This window comes from Bradyrhizobium nivariense (genome assembly GCF_029846695.2).
Taxonomy (GTDB): Bacteria; Pseudomonadota; Alphaproteobacteria; order Rhizobiales; family Xanthobacteraceae; genus Bradyrhizobium.
Window position 1 is genome coordinate 44,818 of sequence record NZ_JARWCR020000018.1, and the last position, 16,013, is coordinate 60,830.

Below are 16,013 nucleotides of genomic sequence, written 5' to 3' on the forward strand. Positions count from 1 at the left end.
TTTCGGAGCTGGCGATGACGATCCTGAAATGGGCGCTGATCTTCCTACTTGTCTCGATCGTGGCCGGCGTGCTCGGCTTCACCGGCATCTCGGCCGCCTCCGCCGATATCGCCCGCTTCCTGTTCTACGTGTTCGTCGTGATCTTCCTGGTGCTGCTGATCCTGGGGCTGACGATATTCAGGGCGTAGCCTCGGCTGCTTGCCAAGCACTCAGTCGTTGTGCCCGGGCCTGTCCCGGGCATCCCGGCTAACCCACTTCCTCGATCTTCACCTTGTCTGGATAGAAGGCGAGATGGCCGGAAATCTCCGTCATCGCGGGGAAGGGCGTCTCGTAGGTCCAGATGGCGTTTTCGAGCGTCCTGCCGTCGGCCTTGACGCTGTAATAGCTCGCGTCCCCCTTGTAGGGGCAATGGGTGACGCGGTCGGTGCGCTCCAGCAGCGCCATGTTGGCGTCCTGTCGCGGCACATATTGCACCGCCGGATATTTGGCCTCCTTCAGCGTTAGCGCCTTGGTGGTCTCGGCGATCACGGTATCGCCCGCCGTGACGCGGACGCGCCGGGGGTTCTGGCTGATGGTGATGGGGTGGTCGGGCCCTGGAAGCTTCATGATTTCACGCCTTTTCGATCAATCTGCCGCGCGCGGCACTTTGTCGTGCCTGTATCCTGATGGGATCACGGATATAGTGCCGGAAGGCGTGACGTAGAAGGCCGTTCACGCTAAGTTTGGTCCTGCCGGCAAGTTTGGCTTTGCAGACCCGGACCCCGGCAGCGATTCGACGACGAGGCTGCTTTGCAGCCGAGATAAGGAGCACGACCCGAATGCCCATGGACGCCCACGATATCGAGGCGATGATCAAGGCGGCGATCCCCGATGCCGAGGTGACCATCCGTGACCTCGCCGGGGACGGCGATCACTATGCCGCGACCGTGATCTCGGAATCCTTCCGCGGCAAGTCCCGCGTCCAGCAGCACCAGATCGTCTACCAATCCCTGCGCGGCCAGATGGGCGGCGTGCTGCATGCGCTGGCGCTGCAAACCGGGGTGCCGGGCGCTTGATCTGATCGTGACGGGGGATGACGATGGCTGCGGACAATCCTCGCGGCGCGATGTTTCGCGTCATCCTGCCGAACCAGCACAGCCGCGTCACCAATGCCGAGCTGTTCTTCGACCTCGTCTTCGTTTTCGCGATCACGCAGGTCTCGCACACACTGCTGCACCATTTCACGGCGCTCGGTGCGGTGCACGTCACGGTGCTGTTTCTCGCGGTGTGGTGGGTGTGGGTCTACACCGCCTGGGTCACCAACTGGCTCAATCCCGAGCTGACCCCGGTCCGGATCCTGCTCTTCTTGATGATGCTCGGCGGCCTCGTGCTGTCGACGACGATCCCGACCGCCTTCGAGGGGCGGGGCCTGTGGTTTGCGATCGCCTACGCAACGATGCAGGTCGGACGCACCGCCTTCTGGATGTTTGCAACGCCGCGGCATCGAACTGCGGTCCGGCACAATGCAATCCGCATCCTGACGTGGCTCTCGGTCTCTGCGGTGTTGTGGATTGCGGGTGGCCTTTCCGAGGGAGACACGCGGCTATGGCTGTGGATCGCGGCGGTCAGCTGGGAATACATCTCTCCCGCGGCGCGCTTCTGGGTGCCGAGGCTGGGGTTCTCGTCGGTCGAGGCCTGGGCCGTCGAAGGCGGCCACATGGCCGAGCGCTGCGCCGGCTTCATCATCATCGCGCTCGGTGAGGCCGTCGTGGTCAACGGCGCGACCTTTGCCGAGCTGGACTGGACCGCGGACAACATTCTCGCCTTCGTCTCGGCGCTCACCGGCGCCATCGCGATGTGGTGGATCTATTTCCACAAGGGCGCGGAGGCCGGCTCCGAGCGGATCTCGAAATCCGCCGAATCCGGCCGGCTGGCGCGGCTCGCCTACACCTATCTGCACATGCCGATCGTCGCCGGCATCATCCTGACCGCGGTCTCGGACGAGCTGGTGTTGAAGCATCCGACCGGCCATTCCGACGTCCGCACCATCGTGAGCACGATCGGCGGTCCCTTGGTGTTTCTGGTCGGCACCATCCTGTTCAAGCACGCGATCCGCGGCTTCCTGCAGCTCTCGCACGGCATCGGCATCATCCTGCTGCTGGCGCTGTGGTGGTTTGCCGCCGATCTCTCGCCGCTTTGGCTGTCGGTCGCGACCACGATGATCCTGATCGTGGTTGCGGTGTGGGAGTCGGTGTCGCTGGGATCGACGCCGGAAGAGGTCGAGGAGCATTGAGCCGGCGCCATTGGCGCCGGAGCGTTTACTCCGCAGCCTCCAGCGCGTGCACCGAGAACATCTTCGCCGCATCCGTCCAGCTCTCGCGCACTTGCCAGCCAGCGCCTTGCGCCAGCGTCGCGAACCGGTCGAGGCTGTATTTGTAGCTGTTTTCGGTGTGGATGCTCTCGCCCGGGCGGAACGAGAAGCTGGTGCCGAGCAGGCGCACGGTCTGGCTCTTCTTGCTGATCAGGTGCATCTCGATGCGGTGCCGCTCGCGATTGTAGATCGCGCGATGGGTGAAGGCGGAGAGGTCGAAATTGCCGCCGAGCTCGCGGTTGATGCGCACGAGCACATTGAGGTTGAAGCGCGCGGTGACGCCGGCGGCATCGTTATAGGCATCATAGAGCACGCGCTCGTCCTTCTCGAGGTCGGCGCCGATGACCATCTGCGCGCCCTGACCGAGGATCTTGCGTGCGCTCTTCAGGAAGGCCTGCGCTTCATGCGGCTCGAAATTGCCGATGGTCGAGCCCGGGAAGAACCCGACCTTGGGCATGGCCGCCACCGCCTTGGGCAGCTCGAACGGCGTGGTGAAGTCGGCCGCCACCGGGTAGATGCCGAGCGAAGGAAAATCCCGCTTCAGGCCGTTCGCCTGCTCCTTCAGGAAATCGCCGGAGATGTCGACGGGCACATAGGCCGCGAACTTGCACTGGTTCAGCAGCAGGCGAACTTTTGTGGTCGCGCCCGCGCCGAACTCGACCAGCGCCGCATGCTCCGGAATGATTCTTGCGATCTCGCTGCCGCGCTCCTTCAGGATCGCAAGCTCCGTGCGCGTCGGATAATATTCCGGCAGCCGCGTGATCGCCTCGAACAGTTCAGACCCGGCCGCATCATAGAAATATTTCGGCGACAGCTTTTTCGGCTGCTGCGAGAGGTCCCCGATGGCCTCGCGGGCGAAGGCGGTGGTCTGCTCGTCGGGAAGATGGGCTTCGGCCAAAGCGCTGGCGTGCACATTCATGATACTCTCCTGAACGCGCTGTCCGGCGCGCGGTTGTCGTCGGAAGATTTTTAGTCGTAATCGGCGAGCCGCAATCCCGTGAATTGCCAGCGGTGGTGCGGATAGAAGAAGTTGCGATAGGTGATACGGCTGTGCCCCTCCGGAGTTGCAAGCGAGGAGCCGCGCAGCACCAGCTGGTTGACCATGAACTTGCCATTGTATTCGCCGAGCGCGCCTTCGATGGCGCGATAGCCGGGGTAGGGCGAGTAGGACGATCGCGTCCACTGCCAGACGATGCCGAAGGCATCGTTGAGCTCGCCTGCACGGGCCGCGACCTCCCATTCCATCTCGGTCGGCAGATGTTTTCCGGCCCAGCGCGCAAAGGCGTCAGCCTCGTAGTAGCTGATGTGGCAGACGGGCGCGTCGGGATCGACCGGCTTGAGGCCGGCCAGCGTCATCATATGCCATTGGCCCTCGATCTCGCGCCAATGGCCGGGGGCGTCCCAGCCCTCGTTGTTGACGGCCGCAAAACCGTCCATCAACCACAGCGTTGCGGTCCGGTAGCCGCCGTCGCGCATGAAGGCGAGCCATTCGCCGCTGGTGACGAGGTTGCGTGCGACCTTGACCGGGCCGACGAGGGCGCGATGCGCCGGTTTCTCGTTGTCGAAATGAAAACTGTCGTCGACATGACCGACAGTGTGGATGCCTTCGTTCAGCGTCAGCCAATCCTCACTGGCCGGCGTCGCGGTCGGGAAGTGCCAGTCCGGATCATAGGCCGGCGGGATCGGGTTCTGCGCGAAGGCGTGCAGGATGTCGGTGAACATCAATTCCTGATGCTGCTGCTCGTGGTTGAGGCCGACCTCGACCAGCGGCGCGATCTCGCGAAGCTTGTCCTCGCCGGCGTCGCGGAAGAATTTCACGACGGCAGCGTCGACATATTTTCGATAGGCGCCGATCTGATCGGCGCTGGGGCGGGTGATATCGCCGCGGTGATTGCGGGAATGGCGCGGGCCGGCGCTGACGTAATAGGAATTGAACAGGAAGGCGAAGTCAGGGTGAAAGGGCCGGTAGCCCGCACAGTGCTCGCCGAGCACGAATTGCTCCCAGAACCAGGTGGTGTGCGCCCGGTGCCATTTCGTCGGGCTCGCATCCGGCATGGACTGGATCTGCTGGTCCTCCGGCGACAGCGGCGCGGCCCGGCGCTCGGTCTCGTCGCGGACGGTGAGAAACGCGTCTTCCAGCCTCTGGGCAAGGCCGCCCAGATCGGCCGACGGTGACGAAAGCGGAGCGGGGGCCGTAGCGGAGGCTTGTTTCGTCACGTTTTTCTCCAGACAGGACAAGAGAACGTTGTTGGCGTTGTCCGGTTCCAAAACGCCGGGTTCGTCCTAGATAGGGGCTCCGTTACGGTATGAAAGTCCTCCCTGGCGATGATATTCGTGCCATCATGCAATGGGCCGGCGTTGCCGAGAGCGGTCCACCCAGGGGCCGCTCGCCGCCATTTTACTTTGGATGCACAACGGTTTGGGCTACATATATAGCTGGGTATCGGGTTAAATCGGCTGAGCCAGCCCGAAGCGATTGGAGTGGGCTCCGCCCCATAAGGACACGGATATGAGCATCGAGGAATTCATCGCCAACGAAGTGAAGTCGAACGACGTGGTTCTGTTTATGAAGGGTACGCCGCAATTTCCGCAGTGCGGGTTCTCCGGCCAGGTCGTCCAGATCCTCGACCATATCGGTGTCGGCTATAAGGGCCTCAACGTTCTCGAATCCGCCGAACTGCGCAACGGCATCAAGGACTATTCGAACTGGCCGACCATTCCGCAGCTCTATGTGAAGGGCGAGTTCGTCGGCGGCTGCGACATCGTCCGCGAGATGTTCCAGGCCGGTGAATTGCAGCAGCTCTTCTCCGAGAAGGGCGTCGCTGTCGCGGCCTGACGCTTGAGCACGCTGACGCGCCGGATCGGTGGCGCTCAGCTTGAGGTCGTCGTTGCTGACATCACCACGCTGAGCGTTGACGCAATCGTCAACGCGGCCAACACGTCGCTCCTTGGCGGGGGCGGCGTGGATGGTGCGATCCATCGGGCGGCCGGGCCCGATCTGGTCGCCGAGTGCCGCACGCTCCACGGCTGCAAGACAGGCGATGCCAAGATCACCAAGGGCTACCGGCTCAAGGCCGCCCATGTGATCCACACCGTCGGGCCGGTCTGGAATGGCGGCACCCTTGGCGAGGACGATCTGCTTGCCTCCTGCTATCGACGCTCGATGGAGCTGTGCGGGAAGCACAAGCTGACCTCGGTGGCATTTCCCGCGATCTCGACCGGCATTTTCCGCTTTCCTGCCGACCGGGCGGCCGATATCGCGGTACGCGTGACAATTGAAATGCTGTCCGTAGCGCCGTCCGTTGGCCGTGTCGTGTTCTGCTGCTTTTCGGAGCCAAGCGCGAACGTCCATGCCGAGGCACTTGTGCGGCACAGCAGCCCTTGTGCCTGATGACGCGGTCAGTACACTCCGCCGGACCATGTTCCGGGGAGGGGATATGATTTCACAGTCTGGACTGCGTGCGTTGCTCTGCGGCGCGCTGGTGTCGCTCGGCGCAATCTCGTTCGCGCGGGCGGAGGGCACCTACGAGATTCCGGCCGGCGCGCATTTCAACCAGGACAAGCTCGCCAAGGTCAGTGAGTTCTTCAAGAACGAGGTCGCGACCGGCAAGATCGCCGGCGCAACCGTGCTGATCCAGCAGCACGGCAAGCCGGTTTACCACGAAGCTTTCGGCGTGCAGGACGTAGTCGGCAAGGCGCCGATCACCGACAAGACGATTTTTCGCCTGTTCTCGATGAGCAAGGCGATCACTTCCGTCGTCGCGGTGCAGTTGATCGAGGATGGCACGATCAAGCTTGACGATCCCGTTTCGAAATACATTCCGTCCTTTGCCAATCTGAAGGTTGGCGTCGAGAAGAAGGCCGAGGACGGCACCAAGTCGCTCGAACTCGTGCCACTAAGCCGGCCCATGACGGTGCACGATTTGATGACTCACACCTCGGGCGTCACCTACGGGTTCTATGGCGACAGCCTGGTCCGCAAGGCCTACCGTGACGCCAACATCTATGCCGGCGATTTCGACCTCGCCGAGTTCGCCGAGCGCATCGCAAAACTGCCGCTGCACAACCATCCTGGCGCGCTCTGGCAGTACGGCCATTCTACCGACATCCTGGCGCGGGTCATGGAGATCGCGGCAGGCAAGCCGCTCATCGAGATCGAGCGGGAGAAGCTGCTCGGCCCGCTCGGCATGGTCGACACCGGCTTCTTCGTCACCGATCCCGAGAAGCAGAAGCTTCTCGCGCAGCCGGTGCCGAACGACAGTGATTTCCGGGTTGGGCGGATCAACGATCCAACGGTCGCCAAGAAGATCCAGTTCGCAAGCGGCGGCATGGTTACGACCATGGCCGATTATGAGCGCTTTACGCAGATGCTGCTCAACGGCGGGACCCTCGATGGCAAGACCATCCTCAAGCCCGAGACGTTCAAGCTGATGGTGACCGACCAGATCGGCCCCAGGTCGGGCGTCGACCGCGATTATTTCTACTTCCCCGGCGACGGTTTTGGCTTCGGCCTCGGCCTTGCGGTCCGCACCGATCCCGGCAACGCCAAGCCGCCGCCGCCCGGCGATCTCGGCGAATTGAAGTGGGACGGCGCCTCCGGCTGCTATTTCGTGATCGATCCCAAGCAGGACATGTTCTTCGTGCTGCTGGAGCAGACCCCGACCGAGCGCCAGCGCGTGCAGCGGACATTGAAGCAGTTGGTCTATGAAGCCATGGAAAATTGACATGTTCGAGCGCCGCGCGTTGATCGCGGCGCTCGTTCTTCTGTTCAGCGTCGTTGGTGCGAAGGCCGGCTCCGAGCGCGTCGCGCGCAATCTCTCGCCCGAAGGCCTGGCAAAGGTCTCCGACTACATTCGGAAAGAGATCGCCGCTGGCACGTTTCCCGGCGCGATCCTGCTGCTCCAGCAGCACGGCAAGCCGGCCTATTACGAGAATTTCGGCGTCCGCGACGTCGCAACCGAGATATCGATGAGCGCGGACACGATCTTCCGTCTCTACTCGATGTCGAAGCCGGTCACGTCAGTCATGGCGATGATGCTGGTCGAGGAGGGCAAGCTCGCGCTCGACGATCCCGTCTCGAAGTATATTCCAGCCTTTGCCGGCATGAAGGTCGGCGTCGAGACGAAGGCCGAGGACGGCAAGGTCGCGCTGGCGCTGGAGCCGGTCAATCGTCCGGTCACGATCAAGGACCTGCTGCGCCACACCTCGGGGCTGCCTTACGGCTATCATGGCGGCGGCATGGTGCGCGAGCTCTACGCCGAGGCCAATCTCTTCCAAGGCAACCTCAGCAATGCCGACTTCGCCGCGAAGATCGCCACGCTGCCGCTGGTCGAGCAGCCCGGCACGGTGTGGGACTACGGCTATTCCACCGACGTGCTCGGCCGCGTCGTCGAGGTCATCGCGGGAAAGACGCTGCTTCAGTTTGAGAAGGAGCGGCTGCTCGATCCGCTCGGCATGACCGAGACGGCTTTCTTCGTCGCCGATCCCGCCAAATTCCCGCGCATCGCCGAGCCGATGCCGGAGGATCGCAACATCAATCCGACGACGCAGGTCCGCGACATCAGGCGGCCCGCGACATGGGAATCGGGGGGCGGCGGCATGGTCGGTACCGTCGGCGACTATGCCCGCTTCGCACAGATGCTGCTGAATGGCGGCACCTATGACGGCCGGCGCTATCTCAAGCCCGAGACCATTGCGCTGATGGCGTCGGATCACATCGGGCCCGAGACGAAGATCGCGAGGGACCAGAACTATTATCCGGGCGGCAGTTCCGGCTTCGGCCTCGGCTTTGCGGTGCGCACTTCGGTGCCGCCTGCTACCTCGTGGCCGCTTGGCGAATATCGCTGGGACGGCGTCGGCGGCACCTTCTTCTTCATCGACCCCGAAGACGATCTGTTCGGCGTCTTCATGGTGCAGACCCCGTCGCAGCGCGGCCGGATTCAACTGGCGCTGAAGACACTGATCTATCAGGCGATGGGGCGGTGATTGCGGCGGTTCGCGGGACTTACGCCCCGCGCACGATCTCGCGGACGTAGCCGATTGTCTCCTCGATCTGGCTCGCATTGACGTCGAGATGGGTGCAGGCGCGGATGCGGCCGTCCATCATAGCGAGCGTTACGCCGCGCTGGCGCAGCGCCGCGACCATCTTGTCGCCGGGAATGCCGGCGCCATCAGGCTTGAAGAACACCAGATTGGTCTCGGGCTCCTGCACCTCGACGCCTGGGATCTGCGACAGCCCGCGGGCGAGCGCGCGCGCATTGGCATGGTCGTCGGCAAGGCGATCGACATGATGGTCGAGCGCGTAGATGCAGGCGGCCGCGCAGATTCCGGCCTGCCGCATCGAGCCGCCGAGGCGCTGCTTCCACTGCCACACCGCGTCGATGAAGGCGCGCGATCCTGCGAGCACGCCGCCGATCGGCGCGCCCAGGCCCTTCGAGAAGTCGATCCAGGCCGAATCCCACCCCGCGGTCATGTCGCGCGGGGAGATGCCGCTCGCCACGGTGGCGTTGAGCAGGCGCGCGCCGTCCATGTGGGTGATAAGGCCGTTGGCCTTGGCGATCGCGACGATCTCGTCGAGTGCGGCCTTCTTCCAGATCGTGCCGCCGCCGATATTGGCGGTCTGCTCCACGCTGACCACGGTCTGCGGCGGCTGGTAGCGCGTGCGCGGGTGCAGGGCCCTGCGGAAGGTCTCGGGCGTGAACTGGCCGTCGGGTCCCTTCAATTGCGTGACCTGGAAGCCGCCGATCGCAGCATGCGCGCCGCCTTCGCGGGCGATGATGTGCGCGCTCTCGTGCGCCAGGATCTCGTCGCCGGGACGGCAATGCACCAGCGTTGCGGTGACGTTGCACATCGTGCCTGACGGCATGTAGACCGCGGCTTCCTTGCCGAGCAGCTCGGCGACGCGCTCGCACAGCGCGTTCACGGTCGGATCGTCGCCGACCTGCTCGTCGCCGACCTCCGCCCGCGCCATCGCCTCGCGCATCGCAGGTGTCGGTTTGGTCTGCGTGTCCGAGAGCAGATTGATGCGCACCGGCGGCGCCTTGGGATCGATCGGGGGAGGGGTATAGAGCATGGCTGTTCTCGTCATTTCACCTAGTCGAATAATTGCGACGTATTACGTGCGTTTCCCAATGACGTGAACTAGCCACGAGAACGTTGAGCGACGCGCTGCCGCGCGGCGAGGAGGATTTCGTCTGGCGTGTCGGCTGTAAAGATATTGCAATTGGGCAGAGCGAACAGCCCCTGATATCGGCAGATCTGCTCGTCGCGAGAGAGGGCATCCCATGCTCGAAGCGCCGCTTCAGTCGGTGCTGCCGAAGGCAGAGTGTTGGTGAACTGGTCGGCCGTGCGAGACATCGAAGGCATGCTATCAAACAAAAAAGGCCCCGGAAACCGGGGCCTTTGAGCGATTGATCTGCCGAACTATCAGCGCGAATAGAATTCGACGACCAGATGCGGCTCCATCTGCACCGGGAACGGCACGTCGGAGAGGTGGGGGATGCGCACGTATTTCGCGGTCATCTTGCCGTGGTCGACCTCGAGATAGTCGGGGGTGTCACGCTCGGGGAGCTGGCTGGCTTCGAGGACGTGGGCGAGCTGCTTGGAGGCTTCCTTGACCTCGATCACGTCGCCGATCTTGACCTGATAGCTCGAGATGTTGACCTTGCGGCCGTTCACCTTGACGTGGCCGTGGTTGATGAACTGGCGCGCGGCGAAGATCGTCGAGACGAACTTGGCGCGGTACACGACCGCGTCGAGACGGCGCTCGAGCAGGCCGATCAGGTTCTCGCCGGTGTCACCCTTGAGGCGGCTGGCCTCGACATAGATGCTGTGGAACTGGCGCTCAGAGATGTTGGCGTAATAGCCCTTCAGCTTCTGCTTTGCGCGCAGCTGCACGCCAAAGTCGGAGAGCTTGCCCTTGCGGCGCTGGCCGTGCTGGCCGGGGCCGTATTCGCGGCGGTTGACGGGGCTCTTCGGGCGGCCCCAGATGTTCTGGCCCATACGGCGATCGAGCTTGTACTTCGCCTCACTGCGCTTAGTCATCGCGTCCTCTTTCAGGTACATGGTTTGAGGAAACGCGCCCTCCTGTGTGACGGGCTAGCCCGGCACTGACAGGTCCAATCCCCAAAGCATAGAGGACAGGACCACGGGTCGCGAAACGCTTCGCGGGCCGAAATCGGCCCGCGAGCAGGCGGCTTTTAGGGGAATTTGGGGGCCGTTGTCAATGCGAATGGCCGGGGATCACGTTCTGACCGCCCGGATCGGCTTGGGGCCGGCCGCGCGCAATTCGGTAGCGATTTCAGTGTTCAGGACCTGTTCCAGCCGGGTCAGGACCCGGGCGATCGGGGCGGCGTCGGTCACCCGGTGATCCCAGCGGATCACGACATGGATGGTCTGGTCAGGCCCGACCACCCCGTAGCTGACGATGAAAGGGCCGGGCGTGATGGGGTGAAGCTCACCGCCGCCGTAAGCGGCCACCGAGCTCACCGCGAAGCTGCCGAACCAGTTGCCGCGCTGCCGGCCGAAATTCAGCCCTATCGCCCAGGACAGGCGCCGCAGCGGCAGCGGCAGGCGGGTCGCCCGCATGATCTTGCGGAACATGGGGACGTCGTTGATCGGGGCGGTCTTGGCGCGCCGGATCTCGGCGTCGACCGCGGCCAGTGCCATGGCCTCGGGAGCCGCGATTCGCTGCGGCATCACGCATTCCTCGCCGTCCTCGACCCGGGCAATGGCCACCAGCGCAACGCTCTTCGGCAGCTCGTAGAGCGACGGCCAGGGCCATTTGGCGTAGACGGTACGCAGGACCGGCTCGTCCCTGGCGACGAGGGCAAAAGCCTTGACGAACATGGCCGCCCAGCCGGCGGGCGCCATCGCGCCCGCGCGGGCCTCCAGCAGGGGGCGAATATTGAGCGAACGGGACAGCGAGACGAACGGCACGTCCATCGAGGCGCGCATCATGTCGCAAATCATGCGCCGCGGCAGCGAAATGGTCTTTGCTTTCCCGCGCATCGCCGTCCGGTTCCCGCGAATTGAAGTATGTGCAGCGAGCGGTTCCCGCTCGCCGCCTGCTCTAGCACGAACCAACCCGCTTGAGGCCGGTCGGTTCGCCGCATCAGGGCGCCGGCGAGGCCAGCGGCTTGGTCTTGTCGAAGATGTAAATACCCATGATTTTCAACGATTTATCGCCATGGGTCTTGGCGTCGTGCACGACGCCCGCCGGGATCACGTAGGAATCGCCAGCCTTCAACTGCTTTGCCGGCTGTCCGTCAATGAGCAGCTCCACCTCACCCTCCAGCACATAGCCGGTCTCGACTCCGGGATGGGTGTGGCGGCCGGCGGCGCCGCCGGGAGCTATCTCGGCGATGGCGGTCACGGTCGTATAGCCGTCCGGAAATTCGATCTTCTGGAGCGGGGTGCGCTTGATGCCGGGCTGCTGGGCGAAGGCCGTGAAAGCGATGGCGGTGAAGGCGAGAGCGAGCAAAGTCTTTCTGAGCATGGTTTTTCCTCCCTGGAACGGCCGACCCTAGCAGCGCCGCGGTTCCCGGCAAGGCTCAATGGCAAGGCTCAATGGCTAACGTTTGATCCCTTCGAACGCCGCCACGATGCCGCGCTGGAACAGCGACCAGTCGAAGCCGAGCGCGATCGCGCGGTAGCCGCGGTTGATCAGAGCATTGGCCTGGTCGGCGGTGCGGGCCACGCCGCCGATCGGCACACCGCTTCTGAGGATGCCGGCCTCGGCCCGCGCCACCAGCTCCAGCAATTCCGGATCGTCCATCTGTCCGCGCTTGTTGATGGAGGTGGCGAGATCGCCGGGGCCGATCACAGCAACGTCGATGCCTGGCGTCGCCATGATCTCGTCGATGCGGTTGACCGCGTCGACGTGCTCGATGGTGATCATGCAGATCATCTCGTCGTCGGCGCTCGCCATGTAGTCCGGCATCGACTGGCCCCAGCGGAATGGCGCGTGGAACGGACCCCAGAGCCGATCGCCGCGCGGCGGATAGCGCACGCTGCGGACCGCCTTCTCGGCTTCGGCGCGATTGGTGATCATCGGGAAATTGATGCCGAAGGCGCCGATGTCCATCGGTGCCTTCGCAAGCCACGGCTCGTTCGCCGCGATCCGCACCAATGGCGTGCACGGTGTGCCGGTGGTGGCCGCGATCATCGCATGCGCTTCGGTCAATCCAATCGGGCCGTGCTCGAGATCGACGATGATCCAGTCGAGCGAGCGGGCCATGATCTGCACGGTCTGCACGCTCGGGATCGTCGCGATCGCGCCGAAAGCGGGACGACCCTCGCGCCAGAGCTGGCGGAGGCGGTTGAGCGGCGTTGCGGGGACCGACATGGGAAGCCTTGCGATAATCTTGGCGATAATGACGACGGCGGAGCCTAGCAGCGCTCCGTCGAGGCGCAAGGTCAGGCGGGAATGCGGCCACCGAAGAACGGCGTCAGCGTGGCGGAAAGGCCATGCACGCGGTTCGAGGTGAAGATCATCTCGGCGCCGGATTGCGCGATGCCACCGGTGTGCGGGCCGAGCAGATCCGAGACGCGGCGGGCGATCGCGGGCGCCGGATCAATCCAGTCCACCGGCCAGGGCGCGAGCTTTATCAGCCGGTCGAGCAGCAGCGGATAATGCGTGCAGGCAAGCACCACCGTGTCGGTGCGCGCGCCCGCGTCCCCGGCATCGCCGACGAAACACGGGGCGAGCTCGGCGAGGATGGCGTCGTCGCTGACGGAAGAGCCGCTGAGCTCGGCTTCAGCCAGCGCCGCCAGCTCGGGCGAGCCGACCAGTGTCACCTCGCAACCCAGCGCGAAATCGCGGATCAGCGCCTTGGTGTATTCGCGCTTCACCGTGCCCTTGGTGCCGAGCACCGACACGCGCCGGCTCCTCGACTGCGCACAGGCCGGCTTGATCGCGGGCACCGTGCCGACGAAGGGCAGGGAATAAGCGGCGCGCAGATGCGATAGGACCAGGGTGGACGCCGTGTTGCAGGCGATGACGACGAGGTTAGGATCGTGCGTGCCGATCAATTCCCCCATCAGCGGCACCACGCGGGCGATGATCTCGTCCTCGCCGTGGTGGCCGTAGGGGAAAAAGGCGTCGTCGGCGACATAGATGTAATGCGCATCGGGGCGCGCGGCCACGACCTCCCGCAGGACCGTGAGCCCGCCAAGGCCGGAATCGAACACCAGGATCGTCGGGGAATTGGTCACGTCGTTACTCTAGCCCGCCATGGTTACCATTCGGTTTTTGGGGCGGTTTTGCGGCAGGGGCGCCTGGGGCCAATTTGGAACGATTCAATTTCACGATTGCCGCATGTTGCCGGTATCAGCTGCCGTACTGCGGTGGGGATAGGGACAGGCCCGCAAAACTCCGGAGAGCCGACATGATCGGAAACGCCAGTAACGGCTGGGGCAGCGTTTCCCGGTGGCTGCACTGGATTTTGGCGCTGACCATCATCGGCATGATCGGCTTCGGCTGGTGGATGAACCACATCCCGGCGCGTCCCGACCGCTTCTTCTACCGCTCGATCCACGCCGATATCGGCTATGTGATCCTGCTGCTCACCGTGCTGCGCCTGGTGTGGCGCCTCATCAACCCGACACCGGCCCTTCCGGCCGAGACCTCGCGCTGGCAGAAGGTTGCGGCCCATGTCAGCCACGGCGCGCTCTACCTCGCCGTCATCGTCGTCACCATGCTCGGCTGGGCGCATTCCGGTGCGCACGCGCCTGATTATTCGGACTTCTTCGGCCTGTTTCACGTGCCGCAATTCACGGCTCCCGACCGCGCGGCCGCGGGCGCCTATGAGGATCGCCACATCCTCTTCGCTTACGTGCTGCTCGCCTTGATCGCGGTTCACGTAATCGCCGCCCTCTGGCACCACTTCATCCGTCGCGACCGCGTCGTGGCGCGGATGGTGACGGACGAGGCGGGGTAGGGGCCGTCTTGCGCCGCTCTCTTGTTAATTCCGTCATCCTGAGGCGCGAGTTGCGCAGTGCAGATTCACTGCGCGGCGAGCCTCGAAGGATGAGCGGCCGGGATGCAGGCTGGCCGTCGCCCTTCGAGGGCCGCTGAAGAAGCGGCTACCTCAGGGTGGCGGTGATGGATATGCCATCGCTTCCACATCGTCGCTGCGCTCGCAATAACGGAGTATGATGCGGCGCCACGACTGATCAAACTCACGACTCGCAGGAGACGCCATGCTCACCGTCCATCACCTCGGCAAGTCGCAGTCCGAGCGTATCGTCTGGCTGTGCGAGGAGCTGGGGATTCCCTACGAGTTGAAGCGCTACACGCGCGATCCCGTCACCATGCTGGCCCCGGCCGAATACAAGGCGCTGCATCCGATCGGGGCGGCGCCCGTCATCGCCGACGGCGATCTCGTGCTCGCCGAATCCGGCGCGATCGTCGATTATATCATGGCCAAATATGGCGAGGGCCGTCTTGTGCTCCGCCCTGATGATCCTGATTTCGCGCAGTTCCTGTACTGGTTTCACTTCGCCAACGGCACGCTGCAAGCGGGCATGGGCCGGCTGATGATCCTGAACCGGCTCAAGCTCGCCGAGGACAATCCGATGCTGGTCGCGACCAGCGGGCGCATCGACCGCGCCTTCGATCTGGTCGATGCGCGCCTTCGCGACGCCGAATATCTTGCTGGCGACACCTTCACCACCGCCGACATCATGATGGGCTTCTCGCTCACCACGATGCGCTATTTCCAGTCCTATGATCTCTCGCGCTGCCCGAACGTGGTGAACTATCTCGGCCGCATCGGCGCGCGGGCGGCCTATCGGCGTGCGATGGAGAAGGGCGACCCGGGCATGGCGCTGCTCTTGAACTGAGCCGTGCAATCGATCACGCGATCCTGTTCGTGGTGGCGCCACGCTCCGTCGCCAGCTGCTTCTGCAAGCGATCGATGTTTTGCAGCAGGCGCTGGCTGGTCAGCACCAGGAAGTAATAGCCGAATTGCGGATCCTGGAAGTAGATCTCGAGCAAACGGTCATAGGTGATCGTCAGCACCTGACCGTCTTCGATGCATTCGATCGTTCCGGTGCGCCGGTTGTCCGGCGTCAGGAAGCCGAGCTCCCCCATCAGCGCGCCGGGCCCGATCTCGACGTTGATCTCCTTGACCAGGAACTTGCCGGTGACGGTCAGGAGCATCTCCTTGGCTGGATCGCCCAGCTTGAACAGCGTGTCGCCGCGGCGATATTTGCGCTCGGTCATGAACGGCTTGAGCCATTCGATCGACATGTCGCCTTCGGCCGCATGGCGCGCCTTCTTGACGAGCTTGAGCATCTGCCGCAGCCGCACGGCGTTGATCGGAAGCAGCAGCAGATAGAGTAGGAACGTCGAGACGTTGGCCGAAAGCGCGCCGAAAACGGCGAAGAACGCGCAACCGACCATGTTGGCGACGCGCAGCGGCACCATCGTCCGCATCAAGAGGGTGGCGACGAAGAAGCCGGCGCCGACCGCAGCGAACATATTGGCCAGCGTGATGTTCTGGACAAAGATCTCCAGCAGTCGATTGAAGATCGCGTCGTAGGTAACGTTGTTTGGATCTAGGCCCATCTGGACCAGGATCTTCGCGATCTTGAGGTTATCCGTCGCCGCATCGAGAATGCGGTCGAGGATCGACGAAATGTCTGCGCTGCCGGACGGCAT

20 protein-coding genes are annotated in these 16,013 nt (G+C 63.8%); 9 read left to right on the forward strand and 11 right to left on the reverse strand.

The window, feature by feature from the left end; all coding sequences use genetic code 11:
• The first annotated feature begins 14 nt into the window (after nt 1-14).
• Nucleotides 15-188 carry a DUF1328 domain-containing protein gene (locus QCM77_RS16980; protein WP_007612121.1) on the forward strand — a complete coding sequence of 58 codons (174 nt, stop codon included), beginning with the start codon at nt 15-17 and terminating at the stop codon, nt 186-188.
• 58 nt (nt 189-246) lie between these two features.
• Here QCM77_RS16980 and QCM77_RS16985 read toward each other — a convergent pair whose 3' ends face one another.
• Nucleotides 247-606 carry a DUF427 domain-containing protein gene (locus QCM77_RS16985; RefSeq protein ID WP_279660700.1) on the reverse strand — a complete coding sequence of 120 codons (360 nt, stop codon included), beginning with the start codon at nt 604-606 and terminating at the stop codon, nt 247-249.
• A 212-nt stretch (nt 607-818) separates the two neighbouring features.
• Between QCM77_RS16985 and QCM77_RS16990 the strand changes: the two genes are divergently transcribed.
• Together QCM77_RS16990 and QCM77_RS16995 are read left to right on the forward strand one after the other, a co-directional pair.
• The gene (locus tag QCM77_RS16990; RefSeq protein WP_018316584.1) at nt 819-1,055 is read left to right on the forward strand and encodes a BolA family protein; all 237 of its coding nucleotides are present in this window, start codon (nt 819-821) and stop codon (nt 1,053-1,055) included.
• A 23-nt stretch (nt 1,056-1,078) separates the two neighbouring features.
• A complete protein-coding gene (locus QCM77_RS16995; RefSeq protein ID WP_279660701.1) occupies nt 1,079-2,272 on the forward strand; it encodes a low temperature requirement protein A in 1,194 nt (397 codons plus the stop codon).
• Nucleotides 2,273-2,297: 25 nt separating this feature from the next.
• Here QCM77_RS16995 and egtD read toward each other — a convergent pair whose 3' ends face one another.
• A complete protein-coding gene (gene egtD, locus QCM77_RS17000; protein WP_279660702.1) occupies nt 2,298-3,269 on the reverse strand; it encodes an L-histidine N(alpha)-methyltransferase in 972 nt (323 codons plus the stop codon).
• Between the two features lie 50 nt (nt 3,270-3,319).
• Nucleotides 3,320-4,618, reverse strand: coding sequence for an ergothioneine biosynthesis protein EgtB (gene egtB, locus QCM77_RS17005; RefSeq protein ID WP_279660703.1), 1,299 nt, complete (start codon nt 4,616-4,618; stop codon nt 3,320-3,322).
• A gap of 241 nt (nt 4,619-4,859) precedes the next feature.
• On the opposite strand from egtB, the gene grxD reads away from it, so the two are divergent.
• Genes grxD through QCM77_RS17025 form a run of 4 tightly spaced genes read left to right on the forward strand, consistent with a single transcriptional unit; the run spans nt 4,860 to nt 8,335 of the window.
• Nucleotides 4,860-5,186 carry a Grx4 family monothiol glutaredoxin gene (grxD, locus tag QCM77_RS17010; RefSeq protein ID WP_007602294.1) on the forward strand — a complete coding sequence of 109 codons (327 nt, stop codon included), beginning with the start codon at nt 4,860-4,862 and terminating at the stop codon, nt 5,184-5,186.
• 3 nt (nt 5,187-5,189) lie between these two features.
• Nucleotides 5,190-5,741, forward strand: a complete 552-nt coding sequence (locus tag QCM77_RS17015; protein WP_279660704.1) for an O-acetyl-ADP-ribose deacetylase — start codon at nt 5,190-5,192, stop codon at nt 5,739-5,741.
• A gap of 46 nt (nt 5,742-5,787) precedes the next feature.
• The gene (locus QCM77_RS17020) at nt 5,788-7,074 is read left to right on the forward strand and encodes a serine hydrolase domain-containing protein (protein WP_279660705.1); all 1,287 of its coding nucleotides are present in this window, start codon (nt 5,788-5,790) and stop codon (nt 7,072-7,074) included.
• Nucleotide 7,075: 1 nt separating this feature from the next.
• Nucleotides 7,076-8,335: a serine hydrolase domain-containing protein gene (locus QCM77_RS17025; protein ID WP_279660706.1), complete on the forward strand. Its 1,260-nt coding sequence runs from the start codon at nt 7,076-7,078 to the stop codon at nt 8,333-8,335.
• A gap of 19 nt (nt 8,336-8,354) precedes the next feature.
• Here QCM77_RS17025 and QCM77_RS17030 read toward each other — a convergent pair whose 3' ends face one another.
• The 7 genes from QCM77_RS17030 to murI form a co-directional block, all read right to left on the reverse strand.
• On the reverse strand, nt 8,355-9,422 hold the full coding sequence (locus QCM77_RS17030; protein ID WP_279660707.1) for a threonine aldolase family protein: 1,068 nt from the start codon (nt 9,420-9,422) through the stop codon (nt 8,355-8,357).
• 68 nt (nt 9,423-9,490) lie between these two features.
• Nucleotides 9,491-9,706 carry a hypothetical protein gene (locus tag QCM77_RS17035; RefSeq protein ID WP_279660708.1) on the reverse strand — a complete coding sequence of 72 codons (216 nt, stop codon included), beginning with the start codon at nt 9,704-9,706 and terminating at the stop codon, nt 9,491-9,493.
• A 69-nt stretch (nt 9,707-9,775) separates the two neighbouring features.
• The gene (gene rpsD, locus QCM77_RS17040) at nt 9,776-10,393 is read right to left on the reverse strand and encodes a 30S ribosomal protein S4 (protein ID WP_094895629.1); all 618 of its coding nucleotides are present in this window, start codon (nt 10,391-10,393) and stop codon (nt 9,776-9,778) included.
• Nucleotides 10,394-10,591: 198 nt separating this feature from the next.
• Complete coding sequence (locus QCM77_RS17045; RefSeq protein ID WP_279660709.1) at nt 10,592-11,359, reverse strand: acyltransferase; 768 nt, start codon at nt 11,357-11,359, stop codon at nt 10,592-10,594.
• Between the two features lie 103 nt (nt 11,360-11,462).
• Nucleotides 11,463-11,846, reverse strand: coding sequence for a cupin domain-containing protein (locus QCM77_RS17050; RefSeq protein ID WP_279660710.1), 384 nt, complete (start codon nt 11,844-11,846; stop codon nt 11,463-11,465).
• Nucleotides 11,847-11,921: 75 nt separating this feature from the next.
• Entirely contained in the window at nt 11,922-12,695 is a 774-nt protein-coding gene (locus QCM77_RS17055) for an HpcH/HpaI aldolase family protein (RefSeq protein ID WP_279660711.1), read from the reverse strand.
• Nucleotides 12,696-12,766: 71 nt separating this feature from the next.
• A complete protein-coding gene (murI, locus tag QCM77_RS17060; protein ID WP_279660712.1) occupies nt 12,767-13,564 on the reverse strand; it encodes a glutamate racemase in 798 nt (265 codons plus the stop codon).
• A gap of 173 nt (nt 13,565-13,737) precedes the next feature.
• Here murI and QCM77_RS17065 point away from each other — a divergent pair, with 173 nt between their 5' ends.
• Together QCM77_RS17065 and QCM77_RS17070 are read left to right on the forward strand one after the other, a co-directional pair.
• Nucleotides 13,738-14,289, forward strand: coding sequence for a cytochrome b (locus tag QCM77_RS17065; RefSeq protein ID WP_279660713.1), 552 nt, complete (start codon nt 13,738-13,740; stop codon nt 14,287-14,289).
• Between the two features lie 262 nt (nt 14,290-14,551).
• A complete protein-coding gene (locus tag QCM77_RS17070) occupies nt 14,552-15,193 on the forward strand; it encodes a glutathione S-transferase family protein (protein ID WP_279660714.1) in 642 nt (213 codons plus the stop codon).
• A gap of 13 nt (nt 15,194-15,206) precedes the next feature.
• Here QCM77_RS17070 and QCM77_RS17075 read toward each other — a convergent pair whose 3' ends face one another.
• Nucleotides 15,207-16,013, reverse strand: coding sequence for a Crp/Fnr family transcriptional regulator (locus QCM77_RS17075; RefSeq protein ID WP_279660715.1), 807 nt, complete (start codon nt 16,011-16,013; stop codon nt 15,207-15,209).